9 protein-coding genes and 2 rRNA genes (1 of these 11 cut by a window edge) are annotated in these 14,543 nt (G+C 63.9%); 10 read left to right on the top strand and 1 reads right to left on the bottom strand.

Annotated features, from left to right (window positions below):
• The 3 genes from ACMGF8_RS26130 to mrdA all read left to right on the top strand — a co-directional run.
• Window positions 1-1,414: ribosomal RNA gene (locus ACMGF8_RS26130) — 23S ribosomal RNA — on the top strand; it begins 1,478 nt to the left of the window's first position.
• Between the two features lie 139 nt (window positions 1,415-1,553).
• Window positions 1,554-1,669, top strand: a 5S ribosomal RNA gene (gene rrf / locus ACMGF8_RS26125).
• 260 nt (window positions 1,670-1,929) lie between these two features.
• Window positions 1,930-3,822: a penicillin-binding protein 2 gene (gene mrdA / locus ACMGF8_RS26120; protein WP_416757751.1), complete on the top strand. Its 1,893-nt coding sequence runs from the start codon at window positions 1,930-1,932 to the stop codon at window positions 3,820-3,822.
• Between the two features lie 57 nt (window positions 3,823-3,879).
• On the opposite strand, the gene ACMGF8_RS26115 is transcribed toward mrdA, so the two are convergent.
• Window positions 3,880-4,815 (bottom strand): LysR family transcriptional regulator, encoded by a 936-nt coding sequence (locus ACMGF8_RS26115; protein ID WP_416757749.1) that lies wholly within the window; start codon window positions 4,813-4,815, stop codon window positions 3,880-3,882.
• Between the two features lie 176 nt (window positions 4,816-4,991).
• On the opposite strand from ACMGF8_RS26115, the gene ACMGF8_RS26110 reads away from it, so the two are divergent.
• The 7 genes from ACMGF8_RS26110 (at window position 4,992) to ACMGF8_RS26080 (ending at window position 14,504) form a co-directional block, all read left to right on the top strand.
• On the top strand, window positions 4,992-6,305 hold the full coding sequence (locus tag ACMGF8_RS26110; protein ID WP_416757747.1) for an MFS transporter: 1,314 nt from the start codon (window positions 4,992-4,994) through the stop codon (window positions 6,303-6,305).
• 19 nt (window positions 6,306-6,324) lie between these two features.
• Window positions 6,325-7,554: a Zn-dependent hydrolase gene (locus ACMGF8_RS26105; RefSeq protein WP_416757745.1), complete on the top strand. Its 1,230-nt coding sequence runs from the start codon at window positions 6,325-6,327 to the stop codon at window positions 7,552-7,554.
• A gap of 10 nt (window positions 7,555-7,564) precedes the next feature.
• Window positions 7,565-8,590 (top strand): histone deacetylase family protein, encoded by a 1,026-nt coding sequence (locus ACMGF8_RS26100; protein WP_102861798.1) that lies wholly within the window; start codon window positions 7,565-7,567, stop codon window positions 8,588-8,590.
• Between the two features lie 314 nt (window positions 8,591-8,904).
• Window positions 8,905-10,809 carry a sigma-54-dependent Fis family transcriptional regulator gene (locus tag ACMGF8_RS26095; RefSeq protein WP_416757742.1) on the top strand — a complete coding sequence of 635 codons (1,905 nt, stop codon included), beginning with the start codon at window positions 8,905-8,907 and terminating at the stop codon, window positions 10,807-10,809.
• Window positions 10,809-12,527 carry an ABC transporter ATP-binding protein gene (locus tag ACMGF8_RS26090; RefSeq protein WP_416757740.1) on the top strand — a complete coding sequence of 573 codons (1,719 nt, stop codon included), beginning with the start codon at window positions 10,809-10,811 and terminating at the stop codon, window positions 12,525-12,527. The genes ACMGF8_RS26095 and ACMGF8_RS26090 overlap by 1 nt, the downstream gene beginning before the upstream one ends.
• A complete protein-coding gene (locus ACMGF8_RS26085; protein ID WP_416757738.1) occupies window positions 12,517-13,200 on the top strand; it encodes a S8 family serine peptidase in 684 nt (227 codons plus the stop codon). Before ACMGF8_RS26090 ends, ACMGF8_RS26085 begins: the two co-directional genes overlap by 11 nt.
• A complete protein-coding gene (locus tag ACMGF8_RS26080) occupies window positions 13,185-14,504 on the top strand; it encodes an NAD(P)/FAD-dependent oxidoreductase (protein WP_416757736.1) in 1,320 nt (439 codons plus the stop codon). The genes ACMGF8_RS26085 and ACMGF8_RS26080 overlap by 16 nt, the downstream gene beginning before the upstream one ends.
• The last annotated feature ends 39 nt before the right edge of the window (window positions 14,505-14,543 follow it).

Below are 14,543 nucleotides of genomic sequence, written 5' to 3'. Positions count from 1 at the left end.
GGTAAATCCGGGGTTCTAAGGCCGAGAGCTGATGACGAGTTACCTTTTAGGTGACGAAGTGGTTGATGCCATGCTTCCAAGAAAAGCTTCTAAGCTTCAGATAACTAGGAACCGTACCCCAAACCGACACAGGTGGTTGGGTAGAGAATACCAAGGCGCTTGAGAGAACTCGGGTGAAGGAACTAGGCAAAATGGCACCGTAACTTCGGGAGAAGGTGCGCCGGTGAGGGTGAAGGACTTGCTCCGTAAGCTCATGCCGGTCGAAGATACCAGGCCGCTGCGACTGTTTATTAAAAACACAGCACTCTGCAAACACGAAAGTGGACGTATAGGGTGTGACGCCTGCCCGGTGCCGGAAGGTTAATTGATGGGGTTAGCTAACGCGAAGCTCTTGATCGAAGCCCCGGTAAACGGCGGCCGTAACTATAACGGTCCTAAGGTAGCGAAATTCCTTGTCGGGTAAGTTCCGACCTGCACGAATGGCGTAACGATGGCGGCGCTGTCTCCACCCGAGACTCAGTGAAATTGAAATCGCTGTGAAGATGCAGTGTATCCGCGGCTAGACGGAAAGACCCCGTGAACCTTTACTATAGCTTTGCACTGGACTTTGAATTTGCTTGTGTAGGATAGGTGGGAGGCTTTGAAGCGTGAACGCCAGTTTGCGTGGAGCCATCCTTGAAATACCACCCTGGCAACTTTGAGGTTCTAACTCAGGTCCGTTATCCGGATCGAGGACAGTGTATGGTGGGTAGTTTGACTGGGGCGGTCTCCTCCTAAAGAGTAACGGAGGAGTACGAAGGTGCGCTCAGACCGGTCGGAAATCGGTCGTAGAGTATAAAGGCAAAAGCGCGCTTGACTGCGAGACAGACACGTCGAGCAGGTACGAAAGTAGGTCTTAGTGATCCGGTGGTTCTGTATGGAAGGGCCATCGCTCAACGGATAAAAGGTACTCCGGGGATAACAGGCTGATACCGCCCAAGAGTTCATATCGACGGCGGTGTTTGGCACCTCGATGTCGGCTCATCACATCCTGGGGCTGAAGCCGGTCCCAAGGGTATGGCTGTTCGCCATTTAAAGTGGTACGCGAGCTGGGTTTAGAACGTCGTGAGACAGTTCGGTCCCTATCTGCCGTGGACGTTTGAGATTTGAGAGGGGCTGCTCCTAGTACGAGAGGACCGGAGTGGACGAACCTCTGGTGTTCCGGTTGTCACGCCAGTGGCATTGCCGGGTAGCTATGTTCGGAAAAGATAACCGCTGAAAGCATCTAAGCGGGAAACTTGCCTCAAGATGAGATCTCACTGGGATCTTGAATCCCCTAAAGGGCCGTCGAAGACTACGACGTTGATAGGTTGGGTGTGTAAGCGCTGTGAGGCGTTGAGCTAACCAATACTAATTGCCCGTGAGGCTTGACCATATAACACCCAAGCAATTTGCTTAACAAGCGAGTTGCGGTGTGTGAAGACGAAACAAACCGAAAGTTTGCACAACACACAAATCTATTACATACCCATTCGCTGGCACGTTGCACAAGCAACGGACTGGCTACCGAATTTCTTGACGACCATAGAGCGTTGGAACCACCTGATCCCATCCCGAACTCAGAAGTGAAACGATGCATCGCCGATGGTAGTGTGGGGTTTCCCCATGTGAGAGTAGGTCATCGTCAAGATTAAATTCCGAAACCCCAATTGCGAAAGCAATTGGGGTTTTGTATTTGCGCGGAGAAAAAGCCAAGTCCTACAGCGACCAGAAAGGACATTGCCCACGCAGAGCCCCACAACCGCAGTGAGGGCCAGCACCATTGATCACTCGTGATGGAAATCCCCTCAAAAACAGTGAGTGGTTTTTGCTATGGTGCAGCTCTTTTTAAGGACTTGAGTTCACCCGCACGGATCAGCGTCGACCTCTATTCAACGAGAAGTTGTAGCAATGCCCGAAGCGATTCCGATCAAGGACCACGAAAAAGAGAACCGCCTGGTCAACAAGCGCCTGCTCGCCTGCGCTATGTTGGTGGTGGCCATTACTTGCGCCTTGGTAGGACGCATGTACTTCCTCCAGGTGGTGGAGTTCGACTATCACTCCACCGTCTCGGAAAACAACCGTGTCCACGTGCTGCCGATCACCCCGACCCGCGGGCTGATCTATGACCGCAATGGCGTGGTCCTGGCGGACAACCGCCCCAGCTTCAACCTGACCATCACCCGCGAACGCACCACTGATCTCAAAGGCGAGTTGGACACGGTGATCGACCTGCTGCACCTGCCGCCAGAGGATCGAACCCTGTTCGACAAGGAAATGAAGCAGGCCCGCCACCCCTTCGTCCCCGTGACCCTGTTCTACGAGCTCACCGAAGAGCAGATCGCCGTCCTTGCGGTCAACGAGTACCGCCTGCCAGGACTGGATGTGCAAGCCCAGTTCGTCCGCCATTACCCCATGGGCGCCCACTTTGCCCACTCCATCGGCTACGTTGGACGGATCAACGAGAAAGAGGCCAAGACCCTGGACTCGGTGGAATACCGTGGCACTCAGTCCATTGGCAAGACGGGCGTCGAGAAGTTCTATGAGTCCGAGTTGCACGGTCACGTCGGCTATGAGGAGGTGGAGACCAACGCCCAGGGGCGGGTCATGCGCGTGCTCAAACACACCGATCCTATCCCCGGGAAGAACATCGTCCTGAGCCTGGATATCAAGCTCCAGGAAGCTGCCGAAGAGGCCCTGGGGGACCGTCGCGGCTCAGTGGTGGCCCTCGACCCCGCCACGGGCGAAGTACTGGCCATGGTCAGCAAGCCAAGCTTTGACCCAAACCTGTTCGTCACCGGCATCAGCTTCAAGCAATACGCGGCACTGCACGACTCCATCGACCGCCCGCTGTTCAACCGGGTGCTGCGCGGCCTCTACGCACCGGGTTCCACCATCAAGCCAGAAGTGGCGATTGCCGGCCTCGACACCGGCGTGGTGACCGCCTCGACCCGAGTCTTCGATCCCGGTTACTATCAATTGCCGGACTTCGATCACAAATATCGCAACTGGAACCACAGCGGCGATGGTTGGGTGGATATGGACGCAGCGATCATGCGCTCCAACGACACCTACTTCTACGATCTGGCCCACAAGCTCGGCATCGACCGCCTGCACGACTACATGGCGATGTTCGGTCTGGGTCAGAAAGTCTCCCTGGACATGTTCGAGGAATCCCCCGGGTTAATGCCATCCCAAGACTGGAAGCGCGCCACCCGCCGCCAGCCCTGGTTCCCGGGGGAAACCGTGATCCTCGGCATTGGTCAGGGCTACATGCAGGTCACGCCGCTGCAACTGGCCCAGGCCACAGCGCTGATCGCCAACAAGGGCGTGTGGAACCGCCCGCACCTGGCCAAGACCATCGATGGCCTGGCTCCGGTGGATGAGCACCCAATGCCCAACATCCTGCTGAAGAACCCCCACGACTGGGATCAGGTCAGCCACGGTATGCAGATGGTGATGCACGACCCGCGGGGCATCGCCCGTGCTGCCGCCGCCGGTGCGCAGTACCGCATCGCCGGCAAGAGCGGCACCGCCCAGGTGGTGGCGATCAAGCAGGGCGAACGCTATGACCGCCTCAAGACCCGCGAGCGCAACCGCGACAACGCCTTGTTCGTTGGCTTCGCCCCCGCCGAGCACCCACAGATCGTAATTGCGGTCATGATCGAGAACGGTGAGGCCGGCGGCCGGGTCGCCGGGCCCGTGGTGCGACAGATCATGGACGCCTGGCTGCTGGACCAGAACGGCCACCTCAAGCCGCAATACGCTACACCCGCCAAGGCCCCTGGCGATCCCCACGTCTGACTCATTGCAACACCGGGCTGTCCGGCATCTTGTGAGTCCGCCCGAGCGTCCCTTGCCTCACTGAGCGGTGAGGCGTTCCTGCAGCAGCTCCAGGAACAGCACCTCGGCACGGCTCATGCGTTGTTCACGGTTCCACAGCAGATGGATGTCGACATCGGCGATGCCGTCGTGGGGCGGCAGGCGCCACAGCAGCCTGGCGTCGACATCGGCCGCCACCACGTGCTCAGGCAGGCAGCCGATGCCAAACCCGGCGATCACCAGGCGCCGTACCTCCTCCAGGCTCGGCGACGACGCGACGATGCGCCCGCTGAAGCCTTGCTGGTCACGGAAGATGGTCAGCGGCGAGAGCATGCCGCCGATCTGGTCGCTGGTAAAACTGACGAAGTTCTCTCGCTGCAGATCGCCCTCGGCCACGTCCTGGCGCCCGAACAACGGGTGATGCTTGCCGCAAAAAAATGCGTAGCGCTGCCGCAGGAACAGCCGTTGTTCCAGGCGTGGCTGTGGCCGCCGATTAAGGCTCAGGCCCAGGGTCGCGGTCTTCTCTTGCAGGGCGCTGACGATATCCGAACTGCGCATCACCTCCACCTCCAGGTCGACGCGCGGATGCAGGCGATGGAAGTCGGCCAGAAAGTCATCGAAATGCTCATTGAGGATCCGGCTGATGATCAACAGCCGCACCTTGCCGATCACCTCGTCGGCGGGTTGCTCCAGCACGCTGCTGACCTGGGACATCTGGCCGTAGATTTCTCCGGCCAGGGCAAAGATCTGTTCGCCCACTTCAGTCAGGGCAAAACGCGGCCCGCGCCGGGCGATCAACTGTCGTCCCAGCTGTTCTTCCAGGCGCTTGAGGGCTTGGCTCACTGCCGGTTGGGTCAGGTGCAGCCGCGCCGCTGCGCGACTGATGCTCAGTTCCTGGCCGATCACCCGGAAGGTGCGCAGCAGGTTCCAGTCGAGGCGGTCATTGAGCAGGCGTCGGGCATCGCGGTCGGACATGGCAGGGCTCTGGATCGGGATCTAGGCGAATAATAAGTAAGGATAATAATTGAGATAACCAATAGAAAATTGACTAATTATCCGGCGAAACGGATAAATCCCTCCAGACGGACGCCCACAGAAGCCCCTGCGCTTGACCCTTTCTCCTGCCACAAAAATAACCAAAGGAGCCAACCATGAAGCCTTCCGCTTCGCCGCAGCCACGTCGGGCCGCGGCCGCCGCCTTTATCGGCACCATGATCGAGTGGTACGACTTCTACATCTACGCCACCGCTGCGGCGCTGGTGTTCGGTGCCTTGTTCTTCCCCTCCGACGACAAACTGTTCAGCACCATGGCCGCCTTCGGAACCTTCGCCGTGGGCTTCTTCGCCCGGCCCCTGGGGGGCATCGTCTTCGGCCATATCGGCGACCGTATCGGCCGCAAGAAATCCTTGGTCATCACCTTGCTGATGATGGGCGTGGTCACGGTGTGCATCGGCCTGTTGCCGACTTATGCACAGATCGGCGCCCTGGCCCCGGTGCTGCTGATCCTGCTGCGCATCGTCCAGGGCATTGCCGTGGGAGGCGAGTGGGGCGGGGCGGTGCTGATGGCCGGCGAACATGCGCCCAAGGGCCGGCGCAACTTCTTCGCCTCCTTCGCGCAATTGGGCAGCCCGGCGGGTTTGATCCTCTCGCTACTGGCCTTCAGCGCCGTGACCCGCCTGCCCGAGGACGCGTTGATGAGCTGGGGCTGGCGCCTGCCGTTCCTCGCCAGCGCGTTGTTGCTGCTGGTAGGCCTGGCGATTCGCCTGGGGGTCAACGAGTCGCCGGAGTTTCTCGCCAGCCGCGAGCAGGCGGCCAAATCGCTGCGCAAGGAACAGGCACCTGTGATGCAAGTGCTGCGCACGGCCTGGCGTCCGCTGCTGCTGTGCATCGGCGCCAACACCCTGGGGATCGCCGGGGTGTATTTCACCAACACCTTCATGATTGCCTACACCACCCAGCAACTGGAGATTCCCCGTTCGCTGATTCTCGAATGCCTGTTCGTGGTGGCGATCATCCAGTTCTGCATCCAGCCCCTGGCGGCCTGGACCGCCGAGAAAATCGGCGCCACGCGCTTTCTATGCCTGGTGTCAGTACTGGCCATGGCCTCGCCCTATCCGATGTTCGTCCTGGTGAGTTCCGGCCAGGCGCCGCTGATGATCCTCGGCATCGCCCTGGCAGTGGTGTGCATGGCCTCCTTCTACGCGGTGATCGCCGGTTACGTCAGCGGCATGTTCGAGACGCGGGTGCGCTACACCGCGATCTCCCTGGCCTATCAAGTCTGCGGTGCCCTGGCCGGTGGTCTGACCCCGCTGATCGGCACCTGGCTGGCCCACAGGTTCATCGGCCAATGGTGGCCGATGGCGCTGTTCTACAGCCTGATCGCTGCCGTTTCGCTGATCTGCGTGCTGGCCCTGTCGCGCCGTCACGCCCACGCCCATCGCCTGGAAATGGCGTCCCACGCTTGATTGTCCGGAGACACGATCGATGTTGAAAATCAATGGCCAACGCCTCTGGGCGAGCCTGATGGCCATGGCCGAAATCGGCGCCACCGCTCGCGGCGGCAGCTGCCGCCTGGCCCTGAGCGATGAGGACCGGGCCGGGCGCGAACTCTTCGCCCACTGGTGCACCCAAGCCGGCATGACCCTGAGCGTCGACCCCATCGGCAACCTGTTTGCCCGGCGGCCCGGCAGTGACCCGCACGCAGCCCCAGTGATGATGGGCAGCCACCTCGACACCCAGCCCGAGGGCGGGCGTTTCGACGGTGTCTACGGCGTGCTGGCCGGCTTGGAAGTGCTGCGCACGCTCAATGATCTCGGAGTCCAGACGCGCAAGCCTCTGGAGCTGGCGGTGTGGACCAACGAGGAGGGCGCGCGCTTCACCCCGGCGATGTTCGGCTCGGCGGTGTTCACCGGGGTCATGGCCCTGGACGCCGCCCTGGCGGTGCGCGACGCCGATGGCATCAGCGTTGCCCAGGCCTTGCAGCGCACCGGTTACGCCGGCAATCGGCCTTTGGGCGGGGCCGTGGATGCCTATTTCGAAGCCCATATCGAGCAGGGCCCGATCCTTGAAGACAACGCCAAGAGCATCGGCGTGGTCAGTGGCGGTCAGGCGATCCGCTGGCTCGACGTTCAGGTTGAAGGCAGGGCCGCCCACGCCGGCACCACGCCGATGTCACTGCGCAAGGATGCTCTGTATGGCGCCGCGCAGATGATCCTCGCCGTGGAGCAGGTGGCAGCGGATTTTGCCCCGCAAGGCCTGACCACTGTCGGTGAGCTGAGCGTTGCCAAGTCATCGCGCAATACCATTCCCGGGTTGCTGACCTTCACCGTCGACCTGCGCCACCACCATGATCAGCAGATTGCCGCCATGGAGCAGCAGGTAGAGGAACGCCTGGAGCGCATTGCCCGGCAGCGCGGGCTCAAGGTCCGCATCGACCGCCGTTGGCTCAGCCCGGCCACGCCCTTTGATGCCGAGTGCGTGGCGGCGGTGCAGCAGGCGGTGGACGGGCTGGGCTATCCTCATCAGTCCATCGTCAGTGGCGCGGGCCACGACGCCATCTTGCTGGCGCGCTATTGCCCCACCGCCATGGTGTTCATTCCCTGTGTCGGTGGCTTGAGTCATAACGAAGCCGAAGACGTGTTGCCCGAGGACGTGTGCCAGGGCGCCGATGTATTGCTTAATGCCGTGCTGGCCCGTGCCGGCCGGGTGGCCTGAGGAGACCTTGATGCGCAGTTTTTTCCACCCTGAACAATTGCTTCACCATCCCCGCAGCTATTACTCCCGGGGCCAGCTGCGCACGCCTCAGGAAGTCCCCGAGCGCGCCCAGCGCCTGGTGCAGGCGGCGCATTCCCTGAGCTTTGCGGTGTGCCAACCCGAGGACGCCGGTCTGCAGCCGTTGCTGGCGGTGCACAGTGCGCCGTACCTGAAATTCCTGGAGGAGGCTTACCCGCACTGGAATGAAATTCCCGAGGACTGGGGTGACGAAGTCATGTCCAACATCTTCGTGCGTGAGCCCAATGCCCTGCGCGGGGTCCTCGCCCAGGCCGCTTGCTACCTGGCCGACGGCAGTTGTCCGGTGGGCGAACAGACTTGGCGCTCGGCCTACTGGTCGGCGCAGAGCGCCATCGCCGGGGCCCGTGCCCTCCTGGATGGCGAACCTGCTGCCTATGCCTTGTGCCGCCCGCCGGGCCACCACGCCCGGGCCGAAGCCGCGGGTGGTTTCTGCTACTTGAACAACGCGGCGATCGCCGCTCAGGTTCTGCGGGAAAAATTCGCCCGGGTCGCGGTGCTGGATACCGATATGCATCACGGCCAGGGCATTCAGGAAATCTTCTACGAGCGGGACGACGTGCTTTACGTGTCGGTGCATGGTGACCCCACCAACTTTTACCCCGGGGTCAGCGGTTTTGCCGAAGAGCGCGGCAGTGGCGCGGGGGAGGGCTATAACCTCAACCTGCCGATGGCCCATGGCGCCAGCGAAGCGGACTTTCTCGCCCGCCTGGAACAGGCCCTGGCCGCGGTGAGGGCATTCGGCGCCGAGGTGCTGGTGCTGTCTCTGGGGTTCGACATCTACGAGCTCGATCCGCAAAGCAAGGTCGCGGTGACCCGAGACGGCTTCGCCATCCTTGGCCAGCGCATCCGCAGCCTTGGCCTGCCGTGCCTGATTGTCCAGGAGGGGGGTTACCACCTTGACAGCCTGGAAGACAACGCCCGCGCCTTCTTTGCCGACAGCGCCGCCTGGTCCCTTTAGGACCGGCCGGACGGCGTTTCGCCCGAAGGCCTTTTCGCCGGCAAGCCAGCTCCTGCAGCAGGGGCTGGCAGGAGGCGTAGGGTACTTGCCATTTGCTTTACGTTAACGTCAAGATGCTCGGGCGCCCGTCCCACTGGCGCAGGTTTTGCTTGATCTCGAATGACAGGGTAAGCAATGCAGGGCTGCCCGATGATCCGGGCAAAGCCCCTTTACTGCCCTCTGAACCCGGTGTAGACATTGACCACGGCTTGCGTGCCTCGCGCAATCCAAGGGAGTGGAGCGGGTACAGCGGGCGGACCGATTCGGAGCGCTTGATGACTCTTATAAAAACAATAAAGGGTGAGCAGCAACACGAAGCCCGGCTGGCCCGGGAGCGGCTGCACCTGGAAGGCGAGATCCCCGACGGGGTCCTGCGTGCGGAAATCGATGCCTCATGGCGGCGCAGCCTCAGCCATGGCGTGCACTTTGGCAGTCAGCATCAACTGACCCTGGAATCTGGCGCCAGCCTTGAGGTGCTGCTGGCCAGCAATCGCCTGTTGCTGGACGCGGCAACCCCGGCCATCGACTACCTGACCCAGCATCAGGGCCAGGACGGCCTGATCATCCTCGCCAATGCCGACGCCACCATCCTGGCCATCGAGGGCCGGGCCGACCGGCTCAAGGACAGCGGGGTGCAGGACATCACCCTCGGCGCCTGCTGGAGCGAGGCAACCCGTGGCACCAACGCCCTGGGCACGGCCCTGGTGGAAGCCCGGCCGACCCTGATCGATTGCGGCGAACACTACCTGGATCGCCTCAGCCATTTCTCCTGCACATCGGTGCCCATCCAATGCCCCCAGGGCGAGATCCTCGGCGTTCTTGACCTGACCCGCGAAGGCCCCCTGGGCCGCGTCCAGGACAGCACCGCGCTGTTGTCCATGGCGGTCAGCCAGATCGAGGCGCGAGTGTTCCACGCGTCCTACCCGGAGCAGATCGTCCTGGCCTTCCACAGTCGTCGGCAATACCTCGAATCGCCCTGGCAAGGTCTGCTGGCCCTGAGCCTGGGCGGGCAGATTCTTGCGGTCAGCGGCCAGGCCTGCCAGTTGCTCAACACCCCGCGCGCGGCCCTGGTGGGACGGCGTTGTGAAGAGTTCCTCGGGCTCGACGGCCTGCAACTGCTGGCCCGCCTGCAGCAAGGCGCCGTGGGCAGCCTGCAGACCGCCAAGGGCGAGCTGTTCTACAAGGCCCTGCGGGCACCGCAGCCATCGCTGAACCTGCACCGCACGCCCCGCAGCACACCGAAAGCCACGCCCATGCCTCAGGACCTGGAAGCCCTGGCCGGGGGCAACAGCCGCTACGCCCGCACCCTGCGCATGGCCCGCCAGGGCCTGGCCAACGGCTTGCCAGTGCTGTTGCTGGGAGAGACCGGCACCGGCAAGGAGGTCCTGGCCCGGGCCCTGCATCGTGCGGGCAGTCGTGCCGAGAAACCCTTTGTCGCGGTCAACTGCGCGGCGATTCCCGAAGGCCTGATCGAGTCGGAGCTGTTCGGCTACCGCGAAGGCGCCTTCACCGGCTCGCGCCGCGGCGGCATGATCGGACGCCTGCAACAGGCCCACGGTGGCACCTTGTTCCTCGATGAGATCGGCGACATGCCCCTGGCCCTGCAAGCCCGCCTGCTGCGAGTGCTGCAAGACCGCAAGGTAGCGCCCCTGGGAGCCGGTGAGGAGCAGGACATCGACATTGCCCTGATCTGCGCCACCCACCGCGACCTCAAGCAGCAAGTGCAGGACCAGGCCTTTCGCGAAGACCTGTTCTACCGGGTCAACGGCATCAGCGTGCTGCTGCCGGCCCTGCGTGAACGCGAAGACCTGCAGCCGCTGGTGGACAGCCTGCTGGCCAGGCTCGGCGGCGCCGACGTGAGCCTCAGCGACGAACTGCGCCGGCTGCTGACGGACTACCACTGGCCGGGCAATATCCGCCAGTTGGAGATGGTCCTGCGCACCGCCCTGGCCCTGCGCGAAGAGGGCGAGTGCCACATCGGCCTGGAACATCTGCCCGACAGCATGCTCGACGATCTGCAGGCCAGCGAGCGGCCGCAGACCGGTAGCATCCGCGAGAACGAGCTGGAGCTGATCCGCAGTGCCCTGGACAACCATCAGGGCAATGTCTCGGCGGCTGCGGACGCCCTGGGCATCAGCCGCGCGACCCTGTACCGCAAGCTCAAGCAGTTGCGCGCCTGATGCGGCGCCTGATCACCCGGCTGGTGGACAGCCGCGATCCCCAGGCCCTGAGTGCCGCCTTGGGCTGGCTCTACGGTTTCGTGCGGCCTCACCGGCTGGCCATTGGCGGCCTGCTGGGGCTGTCGGTGTGCGCCTCGTTGCTGGTGCTGGTGCAACCCTGGCTGACCAAGCTGCTGATCGACGACGGCCTGCTGGCCCGGGACTTCTCCAAACTGGTGCTGATCGCCGGCTTGATGATCCTTGCCGGTCTGCTGGGCACGCTGTTGTCCGGGGTCAATCGCTACCTGCATACGCGCCTGTCCGGACGCATCCTGTTCGCCCTGCGCGACGACCTCTACCGCCATCTGCAACGACTGTCGCCGAGCTTCTACGGGCAGCGGCGAATCGGCGACCTGATGTCGCGCCTGGACGGCGATGTGGCGGAGATCCAGCGCTTTGCCGTCGACTCATTGTTTTCCGCAGTGTCCAGCGTGATCGGTCTTGTCGTCGCCCTGGCCATGCTCCTGACCCTGTCCTGGCAACTCTCGCTGCTGGCCCTGGTGTTGATTCCCCTGGACGTGCTCTGGCTGCGCTGGATGCGGCGCAAGGTGGAGCGCGATGTGCGCCAGTTGCGCGAGCGTTCCGCGGACATGTCTTCGTTCATGGTGGAAACCCTGCCGGTGATGAAGTTCATCCAGAGCGCCGGCCAGCAGCAACGAGAGGCTCAGCGCCTGGACCGCCTCGGCCAGGGCTACATGAGCCAGTTGCTCAAGCTGCAGGTCACCGAGTTCTTCACCCAGGCGGTGCCCGGCACCCTGACCTCATTGTCCCGGGCCTGCGCCTTCCTGATTGGCGGTTACTGGGTGGTGCAGGGCACCTGGCAACTGGGGGCGCTGATTGCCTTCTCCACCTACCTGGGCATGGCGGTGGGACCGGTGCAGAGCCTGCTGGGACTGTATGTGGCGATCCAGCGCATGACCGTGAGCCTGGGCCGGGTCATGGAGCTGCGCGGTGAGGAGCCGGACATCAGCGCCCCCGTAGCGCCCTTGCCGGTGCCGGACAACGGCGAGCTGCACTTCAAGGATGTGCACTTCAGTCATCCGGGGCGCGGCTCGACCCTCAAGGGCATCGAAGCGCGGATTCCCTATGGCCTCAAGGTCGCCCTGAGCGGCACTTCGGGGGCCGGTAAAAGCACCCTGATCGACCTCTTGCAGCGCCATCACGACCCCCAGTCCGGGCAGGTGCTGCTGGGGGGCATCGACCTGCGTCAACTGGACCTGGCGCAACTGCGCCGTCAGGTGGCGGTGGTCAGCCAGGACATCGTGCTGTTTCGCGGCAGCCTGGCGGACAACCTGGCCTACAGCGTGCCCGCTGCCAGCCGCGAGGCCGTGGCCGAAGTGGCGCGGCTGGCGCAACTGCAGGGGCTGATCGAGTCCCTGCCCGAGGGCCTGGACAGCCCTCTGGGCGAGCGTGGCCAGCAGCTGTCCGGCGGGCAGAAACAACGCATCGCCATCGCCCGTGCATTGCTCCAGGACCCGATGATCCTGGTGCTGGACGAAGCCACTTCGGCGGTGGACGAGGCCACCGAGCGCGAGGTGATCGACGCCATCGACCGCCTGTTCGCCGGGCGCACGCGCATCCTCATCAGCCACCGGCCTTCGACCCTGGCTGACGCCGACCTGCGTTTCGAGTTGCTCGACGGTGTATTGCACAGCGTGGTGGTGGCCCATGAAGCCTGAGCTGCGCATCGGCGTGATCGACAGCGGCCATGCCCCTCATCAACGGGTGGCGGCCGGTCGGCGTTTCTTTCTGCTGGGCGAAGGCATGGGCGAGGGCGAGTTGCAGCAGGACGCCCTCGGTCATGGCAGCGCGATCATCGAGGCCATCGGGCAGCGCGCGCCCGATGCCCAGCTGTATCTGGCCCAGGTGTTCGATCAGCGCGGAGTCACCAGTGCCGCGCAAGTCAGTGCCGCCCTGTATTGGCTGCTGGAACAGGATGTACGCCTGATCAACCTCAGCCTCGGGCTGCGCCAGGATCGCGATTCACTGCGCGCCGCCTGCGCCGAGGCCGTGGCACGCGGCGTGCTGCTCTGCGCGTCCAGCCCGGCCCAGGGCGAGCCGGTATTCCCGGCCCGCTATCCCGGCGTGTTGCGGGTTACCGGCGATGCGCGTTGCAGTGCGCAGCAATGGTCCTGGCTGAACACGGCCCAGGCCGATTTCGCCGCCTGCGTGCGCGCCGGCCGCCCGGGGCCGTCCGGCGCCAGCCTGGGCTGTGCCGCCTTGAGCGGGCATATCGGTGCCTACCTCAAGACCCAGCCCGGCGCGAGCAATCTGCAGGTGCGCCAGTGGCTGCAGGAGCAGGCCGCCTACCAGGGGCCCGAGCGCCGGAGCGTGCCATGCAAACGATCCTGATCCTGGGGGCGGGGCCGGCCGGCGCGGCGGTGGCCCTGGGGCTGCGGCGCCTCGGTTACTCGGTGACCCTGATCAGCGACTGGCGGCGTTTTGCGGCGCTGGAAGGGGTCTCGCTGCGGGTGCTGGAAGCCTTGCGCGGCGCCGGTCTGGAGTCGGCACTGGCCCAGGCCCTGCATCCTTCCCAGCGGCAAGTGGCGTGGAACGGCGCGCAGCATGCACAGAACATCGAATACCTGCTGGATCGCCCGACGTTCGACCGTGGCCTGCGCGATGCCCTGCATCAGGCCGGGGTGACGCTGATCCAGGGCCGTGTACTTAGGGTGCAGTCCACGGCGCTCGGGCACCGGGTGCAGGTGCAGGGGCACGAGGAGCTGCTCGGCGAGTTCCTGGTCGAAGCCCGCGGGCGTCAGGCGCCTGCGCTGGACAAGGCCCTGCAGCACGGCGTCGGAAACGGTCGGCGAGGCCCGGAAACCCTCAGCCTGCTCAACCGCTGGCAAGGGCCGTCTGGCACTGCCGCCAGTGCCGTGCACAGCCTGGAGGACGGCTGGGCCTGGATGGCCCGGCGCAGCGACGGCCAGTGCTACTGGCAACTGACCCTGGATGTGGCCAGCGCCGCACTGCCGGGCAAGGCGCAGTTGCTGGAGTACTGCCGTCAGCGCCGTCAGGCGTCTGCCCTGGTCGCGGATTTTTTTGCCGGCGCTGCCGAACATGATCTGCAGCTGCACGCCCGTAGCAGCACGGCCATTCTCTGCCCCCAGGTGTGCGGCGCTAACTGGTTGCGGGTCGGGGATGCGGCCATGGCGGTGGACCCGCTGTCTGGTAATGGCATCTTCCAGTCCCTGTCCTCGGCCCTGCAGGCACCGGCGGTGATCAACACCCTGTTGCAGCGGCCGGAGCGCAGAGCCCTGGCCGGGCGCTTTCATCAGCAACGGGTGGAGCAGCTGTTCCTGCGCTTTGCGCGTATTGGCCGGGATTTCTACGCCGACGAGCAGCGCTGGCCCGAGCAACCGTTCTGGCAGGCCCGTCGGCACTGGCCGGACCAGCAGCCGGCGCACGCGGCCGTGGACTTTGCCGCCCTGCGTATCGAGCACGCCCCGGTCCTGCGCGATGGCCTGGTGGATGAAGCTGAAGTGGTGATCACCCCGGACCAGCCCCTGGGTATCTGGCATGTGCAGGGTGTGGAGCTGGCGCCGTTGTTGCGCCGCTTGCAGCACCAGCCCCCGAACCAGGCCCTGGCGGACCTGAGCCCGGAGCAGGGGCGGGTGGTGCGGGGCTGGTTGCTGGCCCAGGGCTATCGACCCTGAACCCGCCGTGCACAAGCGAGCGGGCTCAGGTTCACTGCC

This window comes from Pseudomonas sp. BNK-7 (genome assembly GCF_048072025.1).
GTDB classification, from domain to species: Bacteria; Pseudomonadota; Gammaproteobacteria; order Pseudomonadales; family Pseudomonadaceae; genus Aquipseudomonas; species Aquipseudomonas danubii.
The sequence above is the reverse complement of the archived record's forward strand: the minus strand, read 5'-3'. Positions and strand labels throughout refer to the sequence as shown.